The sequence below is a fragment of the Streptomyces sp. NPDC031265 genome (assembly GCF_055570295.1).
This window is the reverse complement of sequence record NZ_JBVIHM010000005.1, coordinates 131350-145899: the sequence shown is the minus strand read 5'-3', so window position 1 is coordinate 145899 and position 14550 is coordinate 131350. Positions and strand designations below refer to the sequence as shown.

Annotated in this window: 10 protein-coding genes; 1 reads left to right on the top strand and 9 read right to left on the bottom strand. The window is 72.6% G+C overall.

Annotated elements, in window-relative coordinates:
• Positions 1 to 82 precede the first annotated feature (82 nt).
• The 9 genes from ACZ499_RS10805 to ACZ499_RS10765 form a co-directional block, all read right to left on the bottom strand.
• Positions 83 to 913 carry a S1 family peptidase gene (locus ACZ499_RS10805; protein ID WP_468673741.1) on the bottom strand — a complete coding sequence of 277 codons (831 nt, stop codon included), beginning with the start codon at positions 911 to 913 and terminating at the stop codon, positions 83 to 85.
• Positions 914 to 1068: 155 nt separating this feature from the next.
• A complete protein-coding gene (locus tag ACZ499_RS10800; RefSeq protein WP_468673739.1) occupies positions 1069 to 2613 on the bottom strand; it encodes an RNA polymerase sigma factor in 1545 nt (514 codons plus the stop codon).
• Between the two features lie 346 nt (positions 2614 to 2959).
• On the bottom strand, positions 2960 to 3901 hold the full coding sequence (locus ACZ499_RS10795; RefSeq protein WP_385542130.1) for a FadR/GntR family transcriptional regulator: 942 nt from the start codon (positions 3899 to 3901) through the stop codon (positions 2960 to 2962).
• Positions 3902 to 4007: 106 nt separating this feature from the next.
• The gene (locus tag ACZ499_RS10790) at positions 4008 to 5810 is read right to left on the bottom strand and encodes an ATP-binding cassette domain-containing protein (RefSeq protein ID WP_468673737.1); all 1803 of its coding nucleotides are present in this window, start codon (positions 5808 to 5810) and stop codon (positions 4008 to 4010) included.
• 267 nt (positions 5811 to 6077) lie between these two features.
• Positions 6078 to 6848, bottom strand: coding sequence for an NUDIX hydrolase (locus tag ACZ499_RS10785; protein ID WP_371655158.1), 771 nt, complete (start codon positions 6846 to 6848; stop codon positions 6078 to 6080).
• A gap of 209 nt (positions 6849 to 7057) precedes the next feature.
• Complete coding sequence (locus ACZ499_RS10780; RefSeq protein WP_468673734.1) at positions 7058 to 9160, bottom strand: glycogen debranching N-terminal domain-containing protein; 2103 nt, start codon at positions 9158 to 9160, stop codon at positions 7058 to 7060.
• A 248-nt stretch (positions 9161 to 9408) separates the two neighbouring features.
• Positions 9409 to 10914, bottom strand: a complete 1506-nt coding sequence (locus ACZ499_RS10775; protein ID WP_468673732.1) for a DUF4192 domain-containing protein — start codon at positions 10912 to 10914, stop codon at positions 9409 to 9411.
• 252 nt (positions 10915 to 11166) lie between these two features.
• Complete coding sequence (locus ACZ499_RS10770) at positions 11167 to 11622, bottom strand: carboxymuconolactone decarboxylase family protein (protein ID WP_385542139.1); 456 nt, start codon at positions 11620 to 11622, stop codon at positions 11167 to 11169.
• Between the two features lie 228 nt (positions 11623 to 11850).
• A complete protein-coding gene (locus ACZ499_RS10765; protein ID WP_468673729.1) occupies positions 11851 to 13056 on the bottom strand; it encodes a ScyD/ScyE family protein in 1206 nt (401 codons plus the stop codon).
• A gap of 371 nt (positions 13057 to 13427) precedes the next feature.
• On the opposite strand from ACZ499_RS10765, the gene ACZ499_RS10760 reads away from it, so the two are divergent.
• Entirely contained in the window at positions 13428 to 14510 is a 1083-nt protein-coding gene (locus tag ACZ499_RS10760; protein ID WP_385542143.1) for a methyltransferase, read from the top strand.
• Positions 14511 to 14550 lie beyond the last annotated feature (40 nt).

The window sequence follows — 14550 nt, the reverse complement described above, 5'->3', positions numbered from 1 at the left end:
GAACAGGGCCTGTCCCAAGACCGGCGATGGGCGGCCCCCCCGAGATGTGAGGCCGGCCGCCCGTTCTCATGCCCGCGCCCCGCTACAGCGGCGCCGCGTTACGTGACGGGCTGACGAACGCGGAGATCCGGGTGTACACCCCCGGACTCTGGGCCTGCCCGCAGCCGCTGCCCCAGGACACCAGGCCGATCAGGCGCCCACCGGCGACCAGCGGCCCCCCGCTGTCGCCCTGGCAGGCATCGTGGCCGCCCCTGGGATCGCCTGCGCAGAGCATGGTGGCGCCCAGGTACTCGCCCTCCGTGTTCCCCGGGTAGGCGCGCTCACAGGCCCCGTCCGACAGCACCTGCACCCGGGACGACCGCAGCACCGACGCGTAGGTGCCCCGCCCGGAGGTGTCGCCCCAGCCGTAGACGGTAGCGGCGGTGCCCGGTGCGTACGCGGCGTCGCGCGGCCCGGCCAGCCCGATGACGTACGACTCGGGCAGCGCGCTCGCCAGGGTGAGCACCGCGATGTCACCGGCGTTGCTGACCGGGTTGTACCCGGGGTTGACCCAGGTGTCCCGCACGACGACCTCCTGGCCCTTGCTACTGAGCAGCTGGGCGCGCCCTGCGATCACCTTCAGGTCCCGCACCCCGTTGGCGCCGAGCACCTCTTTGCTGAGGCAGTGCGCGGCGGTGACCACCTTGGTGGGGGCGACCACCGCTCCCCCGCAGAACTGGCCCGCGCGCGTACCCCCGAAGCGGGTACGGCTGGAGAGCGCGACGGCGTACGGGTTGTCTTCGACGGAGGCGGGCGTGCCCCCGATGACCACACTGCCGGCGGCGGCCGGTACGGGCGCGGCCAGCAGTACGGCGGTCGCGGCCGCCGTGAGGGCCAGCACCCCGCGCAGCGCTCGGACGGTGGGGCGTCGCATACGGTCTCCTGACTTTGGGTGACACAGGCACACCCAAGAGTCAACGAGCTATTGACGGCCCGCACCCGCTCAGACACGCGCGAGGACCCGGCTCCCTTGCGGAAACCGGGCCCTGCGTCACGTACGACTACGTACCGCGTACGTGAGAACGCGACCTAGTCGAGGTAGTCGCGCAGCACCTGCGAGCGCGACGGGTGGCGGAGCTTCGACATGGTCTTCGACTCGATCTGACGGATGCGCTCACGCGTCACTCCGTAGACCTTGCCGATCTCGTCCAGGGTCTTCGGCTGGCCGTCGGTGAGGCCGAAGCGCATGGAGACCACGCCCGCCTCGCGTTCCGACAGGGTGTCGAGGACCGAGTGCAGCTGCTCCTGGAGGAGCGTGAAGCTGACCGCGTCGGCCGGGACGACCGCCTCGGAGTCCTCGATGAGGTCACCGAACTCGCTGTCGCCGTCCTCACCCAGGGGGGTGTGGAGGGAGATCGGCTCACGGCCGTACTTCTGGACCTCGATGACCTTCTCCGGGGTCATGTCGAGTTCCTTGGCCAGCTCCTCCGGGGTGGGCTCACGGCCCAGGTCCTGGAGCATCTGGCGCTGCACGCGCGCGAGCTTGTTGATGACCTCGACCATGTGCACCGGGATACGGATGGTGCGGGCCTGGTCGGCCATGGCGCGGGTGATCGCCTGACGGATCCACCAGGTGGCGTACGTGGAGAACTTGTAGCCCTTGGTGTAGTCGAACTTCTCGACCGCGCGGATCAGACCGAGGTTGCCCTCCTGGATCAGGTCCAGGAAGAGCATGCCGCGGCCCGTGTAGCGCTTGGCCAGCGAGACCACGAGGCGGAGGTTGGCCTCCAGCAGGTGGTTCTTGGCGCGGCGGCCGTCCTCGGCGATGATCTCCAGCTCGCGCTTGAGCTTGGGGGCGAGCTTGTCGGCGGCCGAGAGCTTGTCCTCGGCGAACAGGCCGGCCTCGATGCGCTTGGCGAGCTCGACCTCCTGCTCGGCGTTGAGGAGCGGGACCTTGCCGATCTGCTTCAGGTAGTCCTTGACCGGGTCGGCGGTGGCACCGGCGACGGCGACCTGCTGCGCGGGAGCGTCGTCCTCGTCGTCGTCGGAGAGGACGAAGCCCTTGTTCTCGCCCTCGGCCTCCTCTTCGTCGCCCTTGCCCGGCGCGACGTCCTCAAGGAGCTCTTCGCCCTCGACGGCCTCGTCGTCGCCCTTCTTGCCGGCGGTCTTCTTCGCGGCCGTCTTCTTGGCCACGGCCTTCTTGGCGACGGTCTTCTTCGCGGCCGTCTTCTTTGCGGCGGCCTTCTTGGGCGCCTCGGCGTCGTCCGCCGACACGTCCACGGTCTCGGCCGCCGGGGCCGCACTGGCCGCGACGGTCTTGGTCACGGTCGTCTTGGCCGCGACGGTCTTGGTGGCGGTGCGCTTCGCCGGGCTCTTCGCTGCGACGCTCTTCCGGGTGCGCTTGGGAGATTCCGCGGCACTGACCATCAGCGTCACACCCTCTTCCTCGAGGATCTGGTTGAGGCTGCGCAGAACATTCTTCCACTGGGTTGGCGGAATCTGGTCGGCTTCGAAGGCCCGACGCACGTCATCGCCGGCGATCTGCCCATCAGCCTTTCCCCGCTCGATGAGCGCCATCACAGACTCTGACTCGGCGATCTCCGGCGGGAGCGTACGGGATGTGCTGGCCGACACGAACAACCTCTCGGAACGATGGAAACGGCTTCCGGCCCCGCCCATGATCGGGCCGGAGCCGACGACCGTCGGCTGGGGATTGTGCCGACGGCGCGGGCTGAACCTCGGAGGTGCACAGCGCCGCGAGCGGCAGCTGTATTCCTTCCTCGGCTGTTACCTCTTAGGTCATCGCACGATTTCGAGGAGTGTTACGCCCAATCCACGTGGCCCGAGTCACACCCCATTTACGACAAAACGTCTACAAGGGTCATAGTGCCCATAATCGCGTCGCCGGACCCCCCGAGGTCCGGCGACGCGTGCTTCCTCCGGGCGGGGCGGCCAGCCCGCACCCGGCCGCGCTCCGCCGTCAGTGCTCGCGCGGCGCGGGGACGACGCGCTCGACCTCGGGGTGGACGTTGAGCAGCTGCCGCATGGCCGTCTCGGCCGCCGTCCCGTCGGCGTTCGCCAGCGCGTCCACGATCCGGGCGTGGTGGGTGAGCGCGGCTTCGGAGGGGCGGTCACAGCCGGTGATCGGTCCGCCGGAGACCTGGAGGGCGGAGCCGACGATGCCGGAGAGGTGCTCCAGCATGCGGTTGCCCGCGGCCTGGATCAGCAGGGAGTGGAACTCCGCGTCCGCCCGCGAGCAGGTGATCACGTCACCCTGCGAGAGCGAGTGGCCCATGATCTCGACCATGTCACCGAGGCGCTGCTGGAGGTCCTCGCGGCCGTGCCCCGCCGCGAGCCGGGCGGCCAGCGGCTCGATCGTCCAGCGCAGCTCGCTGAGCTCGCGCCGCTGGTCGTCGCGCTGTGGGCCGAAGGCCCGCCACTCGATGATGTCGGGGTCCAGCAGGTTCCAGTCGCTGACCGGGCGGACCCGGGTGCCGACGTTGGGGCGGGCACTGACCAGGCCCTTGGCCTCCAGTACGCGGAGCGACTCGCGGACGACGGTCCGGGAGACCTCGAAGCGCTGGCCGATCTCCTCGGGAACCAGCGGGCGGTCGGCGCCGAGATCGCCGGAGACGATCATCTGGCCGAGCTGCTGGACGAGTTGGCCGTGCAGTCCTCTCCCGCGGCTGCCCGCCGCGCGGCGGCTCACCCGGCCGAGGTCCGCCTCGGCTCCGTCCCACGCCGGGAGGGAGACGCGGTCGGCGCCACGCGCCTCCGCGTAGGGGTAGCGGTCGAGTTCGCCCGGTCCTGCGAGGCCGGTGTCGGCGGCGCGGGCGGTGGTCATCATGGTGTGCGCAAGGGTACTCACGCATCCTTTGTCGGCGGGACTTCCACGGCCCTTGAGGTCTTTGGTGAAAAGCACACGAAAGGGTGATCGCCGCACCCCTCGCAATTGACGCTTTATCGGAAAGAAGCGGGCATTCCCTGGGGAGTTGTGCTTGTCCGCATACGCCGAGGTCAGGACAGGGTCACCAACGGGCCCTCCCGCGAAGGCCGGTGACCACGTAGGCGCAGAGCAGCACGGAGAGCGACAGCACGAGAGCCGCGCCCTGCGGCCGGGCGAGCAGGTGCAGCGCCGCGTCGAGCCCGTTGTCCAGCATGCGCGGCCAGCGCAGCCAGGCCACGTCCCGCAGCCTGGCCGGAAGTCCGGCGACCGAACGTGCCTGTGGAGCCGCCAACGCCTTCTGTACGAGGGGTACGACGGCGACCGGCACCGCCAGGACGGCGGCGAGCCCGGCCGTGGTGGCCCGGAAGATGCCGGCCGCGAGCAGCCCGGCCCAGGCGCAGCCGACGGTCAGCCCCGCCCAACTCGCCGCCAGCGAGGGCCAGTCCGGCGGGATCCGCACCAAGTCGCCGCCGTACACCAGACGCAGGGCCTGTGCGTCCAGGGCGACGGTGAGCACGGCCAGCAGGAGGGCGGCCCCGGCCGACACGGCGAGCTTGGCGAGCAGCAGCCCGAGCCTGCGCGGGACGGTGCCGCGGTCGGCGGCGAGCGCGGGGTAGCGGTACTCCTCGCCGAAGGCGAGCGCGCCGAGGATCCCGGCGCCGAACGCGGCGGGCGGCAGCGGCAGCAGCCCCGGCCAGGCGGCTGCCAGGTGCGGCAGCGGTGTGTGCCCGGTGCGCCCGAGCACCACGGCGAGCGCGACCGACCCGACGAGCACGGCGGCGGCCAGCAGGTACGTGGTGCGCACACCGAGGAGGCGGCGGAGCTCGTAGCGGAGGGGGCGGAGTGGTGTGCGGGGTCGGGCGGGGGTGATCGGGGGGCGCGGGTGGGGGGCGGGGGCGCCGTTGTGCGGCGGGAGCAGTTCCGCCGGCGCGGCGGGGTCCGGGGGGGTGGCTGCCGCCGGAGCCGGGTGAGGGCCGGACGCCGGGGCCGGGCGGGGGCTCGGCGCTGTCGGGCCCGTGTCGCCGGACTCTTCCGTGAGGCGGTGGACGAGGACGCCGTGGCGGAACGCCGTTTCACCGACCTCGGCGCAGGTCGTGCCGTAGACGGAGAGGTGGCTGCCGTCCTCGGCGACCACCTCGACCGAGCGGCGTGCGGCGCGGGCCTCGCGGCTGACCAGGGCGCCGAGGCGGGCGGCGTGCGGGCTCACGACGGCCACCCGGGGGCGCAGCCGGGTGCGGGCGAACTCGGTCGCGTCCTGGTCCGCGACGAGGCGGCCCCCGTCGATGGTGACCACCCGGTCGGCCACCCGGGCCGCCTCCTTGGGGTCGGCGAAGGTGCACAGCACAGTGCCGCCATGCTGCGCGTGGCCGCGCAACAGCCCGTACATCCAGTTGTTCTCGCGCGGCGAGAGGCCCTCGGCGGGCTCGTCCAGAACCAGCGTGTGCGGGTCGCCGAGGAGGGCTGCAGCGAGCCCGAGTCTGCGGTCCATGCCGAGCGAGAGGGTGCCGAGCCGCTGGTCCCCGAGGCCGACGAGGCCGACGACGTGGAGCATCTCCTCGGCGCGGGCGGCCGGGACCCCGGCGACCGCGCACATGAGGCGGAGCTGGCCCCGGACCGTACGGGCGGGGTGGCCCGGCACGTCGCCGAGCAGAGTGCCGACCTCGCGGGCCGGGTGGGCCACCTTGTGGAGAGGGCGGCCCCGGAAGTAGGTGACGCCCCGGCCCGGTTCGAGCTCCAGCATCAGGCGCAGGGCCGTGGTCTTGCCGGAGCCGGGGGCGCCGAGCAGGGCGGTGATCAGGCCCGGCCGGGCCTCGAAGGTCAGGTCGTCCACCTCGGGCGGACGGTCGCGGCGGGGTGTGCTGGTGAGTCCAATGGCCTGGAGCATCGCTTCTCTCGCGGGGGTGAGACCGCTCGACGGCACGGCGGGAGGACGGGTACGGCGGGTATGACAGGTACGACGAGTACCGGAGTAACATAACGCGACATTTCATGCTTTTTGTGCAAGCCGGGCGCGTGTGTGCCCCCCGGCAGGCATGCGTCCGCCCGGAGCGCCGGAGGTGTGCGGCCTTCAAGTGCGGACCGGACGTGGCTGGTCGCGCCCGCGCGGCGGAGCCGCGCGATGACACGGCCCCGCGCCCCTTCGAGCGGTGGGTCAGACCTCCGGGCGGAGCATCGGGGGGTTCAGCAGTGTCGCGCCGCCCGCGCGGAACAGTTGCGCGGGGCGTCCGCCCTGGCGGGTCGTGGTGCCGCCCGACGGGACCAGGAAGCCCGGGGTGCCGGTCACCTTGCGGTGGAAGTTGCGGGGGTCGAGCGCGACCCCCCACACCGCCTCGTACACCCGCCGCAGCTCCCCGACGGTGAACTCGGCCGGGCAGAACGCCGTGGCCAGAGACGAGTACTCGATCTTGGAACGGGCCCGCTCCACGCCGTCCGCGAGGATCTGGGCGTGATCGAAGGCGAGCGGGGCGGGCTGCTCGCCGTCGCGGCCGAAGCCGCCGTCCTGGCTCAGCAGGTCCTCGACCGGCGCCCAGCGCGCACTGTGGGCGTCGCCGCCCGCGCGTGGGGCGGGCAGATCGGGGGCGAGCGCCAGATGCGCCACACTGACGACCCGCATGCGGGGGTCGCGCCGGGGGTCGCCGTACGTGGCGAGCTGCTCCAGATGGGCGCCGTTGCCCGGGGCCGGGGCGGTGGCCGCCGGGTCCTGGGCGCAGAGTCCGGTCTCCTCGGTCAGTTCGCGGGCCGCCGCGGCCGACAGGTCCTCGTCGCCCCGGACGAAGCCGCCCGGCAGCGCCCACCGCCCCTGGAACGGCGGCTCCCCGCGACGGACGACCAGCGCGCACAGGGCGTGGCGACGCACGGTGAGCACGACCAGGTCGACGGTCACGGCGAAGGGCGGGAAGGCCGACGGGTCGTAGGGAGACATGAAGCGATCATAGTCGTCTCCCTGACGATAAACACGCCCCCGGGCACGGCCGGTCGCACCATCTTCACCAGCCGCCCCACGGGTTCCTCCCGAGGCGCCCCGCGCGCGGTTTCTCACCACATTTGGCTCGATGCCCTCGGCGCCCACCGCTCCCGCCGCAGCGACCGGCCCCGCCTCTTCCTCCGTACCGGATTCACTCAGCACTCCGTTCAGCCTCCCAACTGGAGCCGGCCGGCGGCCTGCTCGACCATGCCTACGCCGAGCCTGCTGACCCGCACGGCGAACGGCTCCCCCGCGACGCTCAGCCCTGACAGCCGCACCGCGCCGAGCGGCGCCGACCGTACGGGGCACACGGCGACCGTGCCCGCCGGGGCGTCCGGGCGGATCCCGGCGAGCGTGGTGAGCAGCTGGACCGCCGAGGCCGCGGCGACGGCGGCCGGGCGGCACGCGGCCGGGTGCGGCAGGGGGGCGCTGTCCGCGGTGCGCTGCTCCCCCGCGTACATCTCGGGCAGCCGGTAGCCGAACGCCTCGGCCGCGTCCAGGAGTCCGCGCAGCAGCGCGCTCGCCTCCTTCTCGTACCCGGCGGCCGCGAGGCCCGTGACGGCGACGGCCGTGTCGTACACCCGCACCGCGCCCCCGCGGTGGCCGAACGGGTTGTAGCCCGGCTCCTTGGCGCCGAGGCCGCGCAGGCCCCAGCCGGAGTCCATGGCCGGGCCGCCCAGGAGCCGGGCCAGCTGTTCCGTCTGCACCTTGTCGAGCAGCCCGGGGGCGAGCCGTCCCGCGCCGAGCAGCCCGGTGTCCAGGAGGTGGGCGGCGCCCGCGCCGAGCGACGGCAGGTGGCGGCCGTCGGCGGTACGGGCGGCGGCGGGGCGCCCGCCCGCGAGGTCCTCGATCCAGAACTCCTCCCGGAACCGCTCGCGCAGCCCCGCCGCCCAGGCCGCGCACTCCTCGGCCCCGGGCCTGCCGCACTCACGCAGCAGCTCCGCACCCAGGACGGCGGCGCGGTGGGCGTGGGCCTGGGTCTCGGCCCGCGCCAGGCCCGCCACCGGGCCCGGCTCGCCGAGATAGCCGTCGTCACCGGCGCACGCGCGCAGCCAGCGCAGACACCGCTCCGCCGCCGGCAGCAGCTCGGCCACTTCGGACTCGGCAAGCCCCCAGCGGCGCGCCTCGGCGAGCACCACCGGGAACGCGAGCGTGGCCTCCACTCCGGTACAGCTGGGCGGCAGATGGGGCCCCGCGTCCCGCAACGGCCCGGGGATGCGGCCGAACTCTCCGTCCCCGCCTGACAGTTGGGTACGCGAAACGGCGCGCAGGGTCGCGGCCGCCAGCCGGGTGGAGAGCGGCAGGGCCATCCGCGCGGCCCACAGCGCCTCGGCCGGCGCCGGGCCGGTGCGCCAGGGGACGCCCGCCGCCGCGTACACGTCCGCCGGGTGGGCCGGGTCCCGTACGAGCAGGGCCCGCAGGTCGTCGAGGCCGCTCTGGAGCAGCGGCCCGACCCGGGGGTCGTCGCCCTCGGCCTCTGCCTGCGGCAGCGGTTGGCTCGCGGCCTGGCCGGGCGGCCGGGCGGGGCGGTCGGTGCGGATCTGCAGTTCGATCGTGTACGAACCGGCCGGGGGCAGTTCCACGTCCCAGCGCAGCACACCCGCCGAGGCGAGCGCGTCGGCCGGGGGCGGGTGCGCGCTCACCACCGCGTGCGCGCCCGGGGCCGTCCAGCGCATGCCCGAGGCGTGGACGCTGCCCGGCAGTTCGGGTCCGGCCCGGCCCGCCGCGACCGCGCCCAGGTCGGCGAGGTCGGTCCCGAGGGCGATCTCCACGGGCAGCCGCAGGGGGCGGGGCGAGGAGCTGCGCAGGGTGATCCGCTCGCTGCCGTCGGCCCGGCGCAGCCGCTCGATCGTGATCTCGGGGTCGGGGCCGCTGTCGGCCGGGGTGCGCACCACCGCGAAGAAGCGGGCGCGGTCGGCCGATATCGGTCTGCCCTGGAGGGCGATCGGTTCCCGCCCGGCCACCTTCAGCTGGCAGCGCGCGAGCAGCCGGCGGCCGTTGCGGTAGAAGCCCTCCAGGCCGTGGCCGGTGAGCTGGCCGTGCTCCGCCGAGACGACGAGGCCGGGCAGGGCGACGGAGATCAGGGCCGCGTGCAGTGGGGGGAGCTCGCCGAATCCGGGTCCGGAGTTTCCGGCCGGGCCGGACGCCCGGGGCGCCGGTGCCGGGCGCCGCCCCGGCCCTGCGCCGGGTCGAGGCCCGGACCCGGGCGCGGCTGCCCGTCCCGTTCCAGGGGAGGCCGGACCGCCTCCGGCAGGGGCCCGAGGAGTCACATTGCTCCCGGAGGGGACTTCGCCCCTGGGAGAGACATCGCCCCAGGGCGGGACTTCGGCCTGGGAAAGAGCATTGGCCCGGGACGGGGGATTGGCCCGGGGAGGGACATTGAACGGCATAGCTTGCCTTCCGAGCACTCCGGCCGCATTCGCGGGTCGGGTGGACCGCCCTGGCGCGGCGCCCGCCTCGTGAACGCGGCGGGCGGTGCACGGGTCACGGAGCGACACGGCACGGTGTGGACCCGGAGTCATCGGCCGGTCCCGTCCCGCTGCCCCGCCCGACCGGCCCGCCGGGACCCACGCCGGGCCGACCCGGCCGTCGCGGAGCCACCGTCGACACCCTCGGGACGGACGGAGGCGGATGCCGCGTCCCTCCTGTTCGCCGGGGAGGCTCCCGCCGCACCGTCGTTCCGGTTCGCCGGAGCCTCACGGCGGGACTTGGGCCGCCGAGCGGGCCCGGCCACGTCGGACGCTGACGCCTCCACGGCCACTCCATGTCCGGCGGCGACAGGCTCGGGCCCGGCAGGCTCGGGCACAGAGGCGCCAAGTCCCGGAACCACGAACGCATCCCCACCCGCACTCGGAGCCATGGCCTCCACCCCCTCCTCCCGCTCCCGCCTCTCCTCCCGCAGGCACCTGCGCAGCGCCTCCGGGTCCAGGCCCTGGTTGCATGCCTGGTGGAGGAGTTGGGCGAACTGGTAGTCCGGGTCCGCGCGCAGGGCCAGGCCCAGGGCGACCCTGGCGGCCGGCTCGTCGCCCGTGGACCAGGCCACCCAGCCCGCCAGGGTGAGCGGGGCCGCCGCGTGTTCCCCGTAGCGGCCCACGCAGCGGCGCGCGAGGGCGCGCCACAGGCGCTGGGCCGGGACCGCGTCCGGGCCCTCCATCCACTCGGCCGCACGGTCCCGGGTGGTGCGGTCCTGGAGGCCGAGGACCAGGGCCGCCGCCTCGTCGTGGGCGATCAGGCCGTCGTCCAGCGCGTCCGCGTCCGTGCGGCCCGTGGCCGGGGGCGCGCCGGAGAGGCGGCGCATCAGGCGGCCCGCCAGGTCCAGGGTCTCCCGCCCGACCCGCAGCCGCTCCTCCTCGTCCAGGATGCGCGGAACGAGCGCCTCCTCCGCCACCGCGAGCACGCGTTCCTGGTCGGCCGCCGCCGGGCGCCGCCAGGGGGCGAGCCGCGCCTCCATCTCCCGCAGTGATCCCCGGACTTGGAGTCCGGCGAAGGTCGCGGCCGCCGCCAGCACCGACGTACCGGGCAGGGCCAGCACGTTCCCCTCCGGCGAGCAGCAGCGCGCGTCCGGGCAGCAGTACGACCAGTACCTTCCGTCCGAGATGCACAGCGCCTCCAGGACCGGAACGTCCAGGGCACCGCAAGCTGTCCGCAGGATCTGTGCCAACGGCCGCAGCCTCTCCATGACTTGACCGGCCGTCACCTCACCCGCCGGGTCCGGGTCCTGGCAGAGGAACACAATGATCGCGTCCGGGCGCGGCCCCCGCCGCTCGCTCCCCGTCACCAGGCACTCGGCCAGCTGCTCGGCGACGTGCGGCCACTCTCCCGGCGCACGGGGAATGCCGAGCCGGAGCCGCCCGCCGAAGCGGCCCCGACGACCATGGAGGGCGACCATCACGACGGAGTCCGTCGGATGGAAGCCCATCAAATACGGTAGGGCGTCGGCCAGTTCGGCCGGGTTGCGCAGGGTGAGCTGCGGGTCGTCGTCGGGCAGACCGTGGGAACCGTGCGATTCGTGGTGCTTGTTCATGCCTCGACGGTCCCGCGCCCGGCCACCCCTCACCAGCCCTGTGGATAACGTTGTCCACAGGCGAGAACGAGCCATCGCGATGATCTGCATACTGATCCAGGTACCAACCCGCGTACCGACCTGCGTACTGGTCTGTGTACCCGACTGCGTGCTGAGGGGCGGCGTGGCCGTCGCGTGTCGTCGCGCGACCGTCACACCGCCCACTCGGTCCGGGTCCGGCCGGGCCGTACCGAACACCTCGCTAGGCCGTGCCTACCACTTCTGGCCGGCCTGCTGCTTCGTCGTGGCGTTGAGGCGGTTGAACAGGTTGCTGACGGCGATGTGCAGCACGAGCGCCGCGAGCTCCTGCTCGTTGAAGTGCTGGGCGGCCTCGTTCCACACCGCGTCCGGGACCGGGTCCTCGCGGTCGTTCAGCCGCGTCACGTGCTCGGTGAGCGACAGCGCCGCGCGCTCGGAGTCGGTGTAGAAGGGGGTCTCCCGCCACGCGCCGACGGAGAAGATCTTCTCGTCGCTCTCGCCCGCCTTGCGCGCCTGGCCGGAAGCCGACTCCACACAGGGGCTGCAGCCATTGATCTGGCTCGCGCGCAGGTGGCTCAGCGCGAGCAGACCCGCCGGGACGCCCCCCGCGTAGGTGGCCTTGTACAGGCTCTGGATGGCCTGCATGGCGTCGGGGAGGACCATCGCCGGGTTCTGCATCCGTGCTTCCATGACTGCTCTCCTTCAGAGATCAACAGCGTTCGTTCAGCGGTGACGCCGGCTCGATCCCGTCGGCCGGGATCCCGCGTCACTGGTCTGACGGGTCCCGGCGCAGGAGTGTGACCGAAGGCGGGGAAGATTTTTCCGTGCGTACGGCGAAGCGGCCCCGCCGGGCGTCAGGTTCCCGGCGGGGCCGCACGTCACGCGCTGATCAGTCGGTCAGCAGGACGTCGATCAGGACTACTCCGTGATCTTGATCAGCTGACCCTCGGTGCCGACCGAGTTGTTGGTCACGTAGATCTCGTTCTTCGGGCCGACGGCCAGGCCGGTGGACATCGCCAGCTTGCCGTCGGTCGGGATCTCGGTGACCGCCTTGGTCTTGACGTCGATCCGGCTCAGCTTGCCCGGCAGCGGCGGGCCCTGCTGCTGGAAGCCACCGGTCAGCGTCAGCGCGATCAGGTTGCCGTTCTTGTCGGCGGCCAGGTCGGTCACCGCGGTCAGACCGCTGGCGAAGACCTCCGCGCGGTGGCCCGGCACGATCCGCCAGATGCGCGAGGCGCCCGGACGCAGACCGCCCATGTCGGCGATGTAGAACGCGCCGTCCGCGCCCTTGACGATGCCGCTGGGCACCGCCTGGACCTTGACCGTGCCGTCGGCCGCGACCGACTTGGTCTGCGGGACGAGGGACTCCAGCGCCTTCTTCTCCTTGGCCGACGGGGCCGTGGCGGCGCCGCCCGGGGCGGGGAGCTCGTTGTCCGGGAAGATCGCCTCGGTGGTGGTGCGGCCGCCGAAGCCGACGCCGATCAGGTCGTTGGCGCCGGCGTCCGTGACCAGGAAGCCGCGGCCGTTGCGGGCGAAGCGCCAGGCGTTGCTGTGGATCGACGCCTCTTCCGGGTTGGCCGGGTGGCCGAGGATCCAGTCCGGGTCGAGGAGCGTCTCGTGCTTGACCGGGTCACCGACGACCCAGCCGCTCGCCGTCTGGAGCGTGCCGAGCTTGGCCGCGTCCGCGCCGAGCTTGGCGCGGTCGTCCGTGCCGCCGCCGAAGCCGTTGAGGACGAGGTAACCCGACCCGTTGGCCTCCACGTCGTTGGGGCCGGCGGCCGAGATCGGCTCGTACGGGTTGGTCGGGGCCACGGCGGAGGACGCCAGGCCGGTGACGACGCGGCCCTGCTGGGTGCCCTTGACGCGGTAGACGGAACCCGTCAGCCCGACGCACTTGGTGCCCGGCGCGCAGCCCGGCTTGCCCACGCCCGACTCGGCGACCAGGATCGTCCCGTCCGCCTGGACGGAGATACCGCGGGGGTTGTTGAGCTTGCTCGCAATGACCTCAATGTTGGCAGTGGCACCCGCGGTGGTACCGGCAGCGGCCTTCGCCTCCTTCGGCGAGGCCTGTGCCGGGCCGGGGATCAGCGTGACGGCCAGGGTGCCCACCGCCGCCGCTGCCACGAAGGCCCCACTCCAAGACCTGCGTATTCTCGACATGTCTCTCCCTCATCATGGCGTGCCCCCGTCATTGGGAGCCGACTCAACCGGCGCCACGATAGACGCTTCTACCTCAACCGTCCTGTATTCGCAGGTAAGTTGTAAGCCCTGTCCGACTGCGCCCTATCCGCAGTTGCACACTTGATTGGCACTCGGAATTCACTGGCGCCGAACTCGCGCCGGATTTCGGCCAACTCGGGGCATGTTCTCGCGCGTTGAGTGGTTGTTCGCCGCCGTGTGCGGCTCTAGAGTCTGCCGGGCGATGCCCATAGTTTCCGGTATCCCGGTAATTGAGACTCTTGATACCGCTGCGCAACCGCCCACGGAGGATACGCATGCCCCCAATTCCGCCCGCCCGAGTCGTCCGCATCGTCGAAGGGGTGCGCGCGCGGGTGCAGCGCCTCGCCCAGCTGATGGTGCCCGCGCCGATCGCCGTCCTCGAACTGGCCCAGGGCGCCTGGGTGTCCCAGGCGATCTACGTGGCGGCCGAGCTGAAGATCGCCGACCAGCTCGCCGACGGCCCGCTGTCCTCGGAGGAGATCGCCCGGCGGATCGAGGCCGACCCGGACGCGGTCCACCGGCTGCTGCGCGCCCTCGCCGGCTACCGGATATTCAGCGAGCAGAGCGACGGCCGTTTCAAGCTGACGCCGATGGCCGACGCGCTGCGCACCGGTACGCCGATGTCGATGCGCGACATGGCCCTGTTGACAGGTCACCCCGCGAGCTGGGAGGACTGGGGTGCGCTCATCCACACCGTGCGCACCGGTCAGCCGAGCCTTGAGAAGAACCGCGGCATGCACGCGTACGAGTACCTGGGCCAGAACCCGGAATTCGCGGAGATCTTCCTCAACGGCATGGGCACGCTCTCGAATATGGAGACCGAGCCCATTCTCGCCGCGTACGACTTCTCCAAGTACAAGACGCTCGTCGACGTCTTCGGCGGCCGCGGCGGACTGCTGTCGGCGATCCTGAAGAAGACGCCCCAGTCGAAGGGCATCCTCTTCGATTCCCGGGCGGACGAGCTGGGCGCCGACGCGTTTCTCACGGAAGAGGGCGTGGTCGACCGGGTCGAGATCGACAAGGGCGATCTCTTCGGTCCGCTGCCAGCCGGTGCGGACGCCTATCTGTTGAAGCACATTCTGCATGAATGGCCGGAGCCGAAGGCGCTGGAGATCCTCAAGAACGCCCGTGAGGCAATCAGCCCCGACGGCCGGCTGCTCGTCATGGAATTCGTGCCTCCGGAGGGCAACGCGGCGCACCCCGCCAAGCTCGTCGACCTGTGGCTGATGATCCTGGTCGGCGGCAAGGAGCGCACCGAGCGCCAGTACTCGGAGATCCTGCGCGCCACCGGCTTCCAGCTGGACCGGATCGTGCAGACCGCCGCGGGCGTCTCGATCGTCGAGGCACGCCCGGTCTGACCCGGCCTCACCTCACGTATACGAGGAAGCTCCTGGCGGA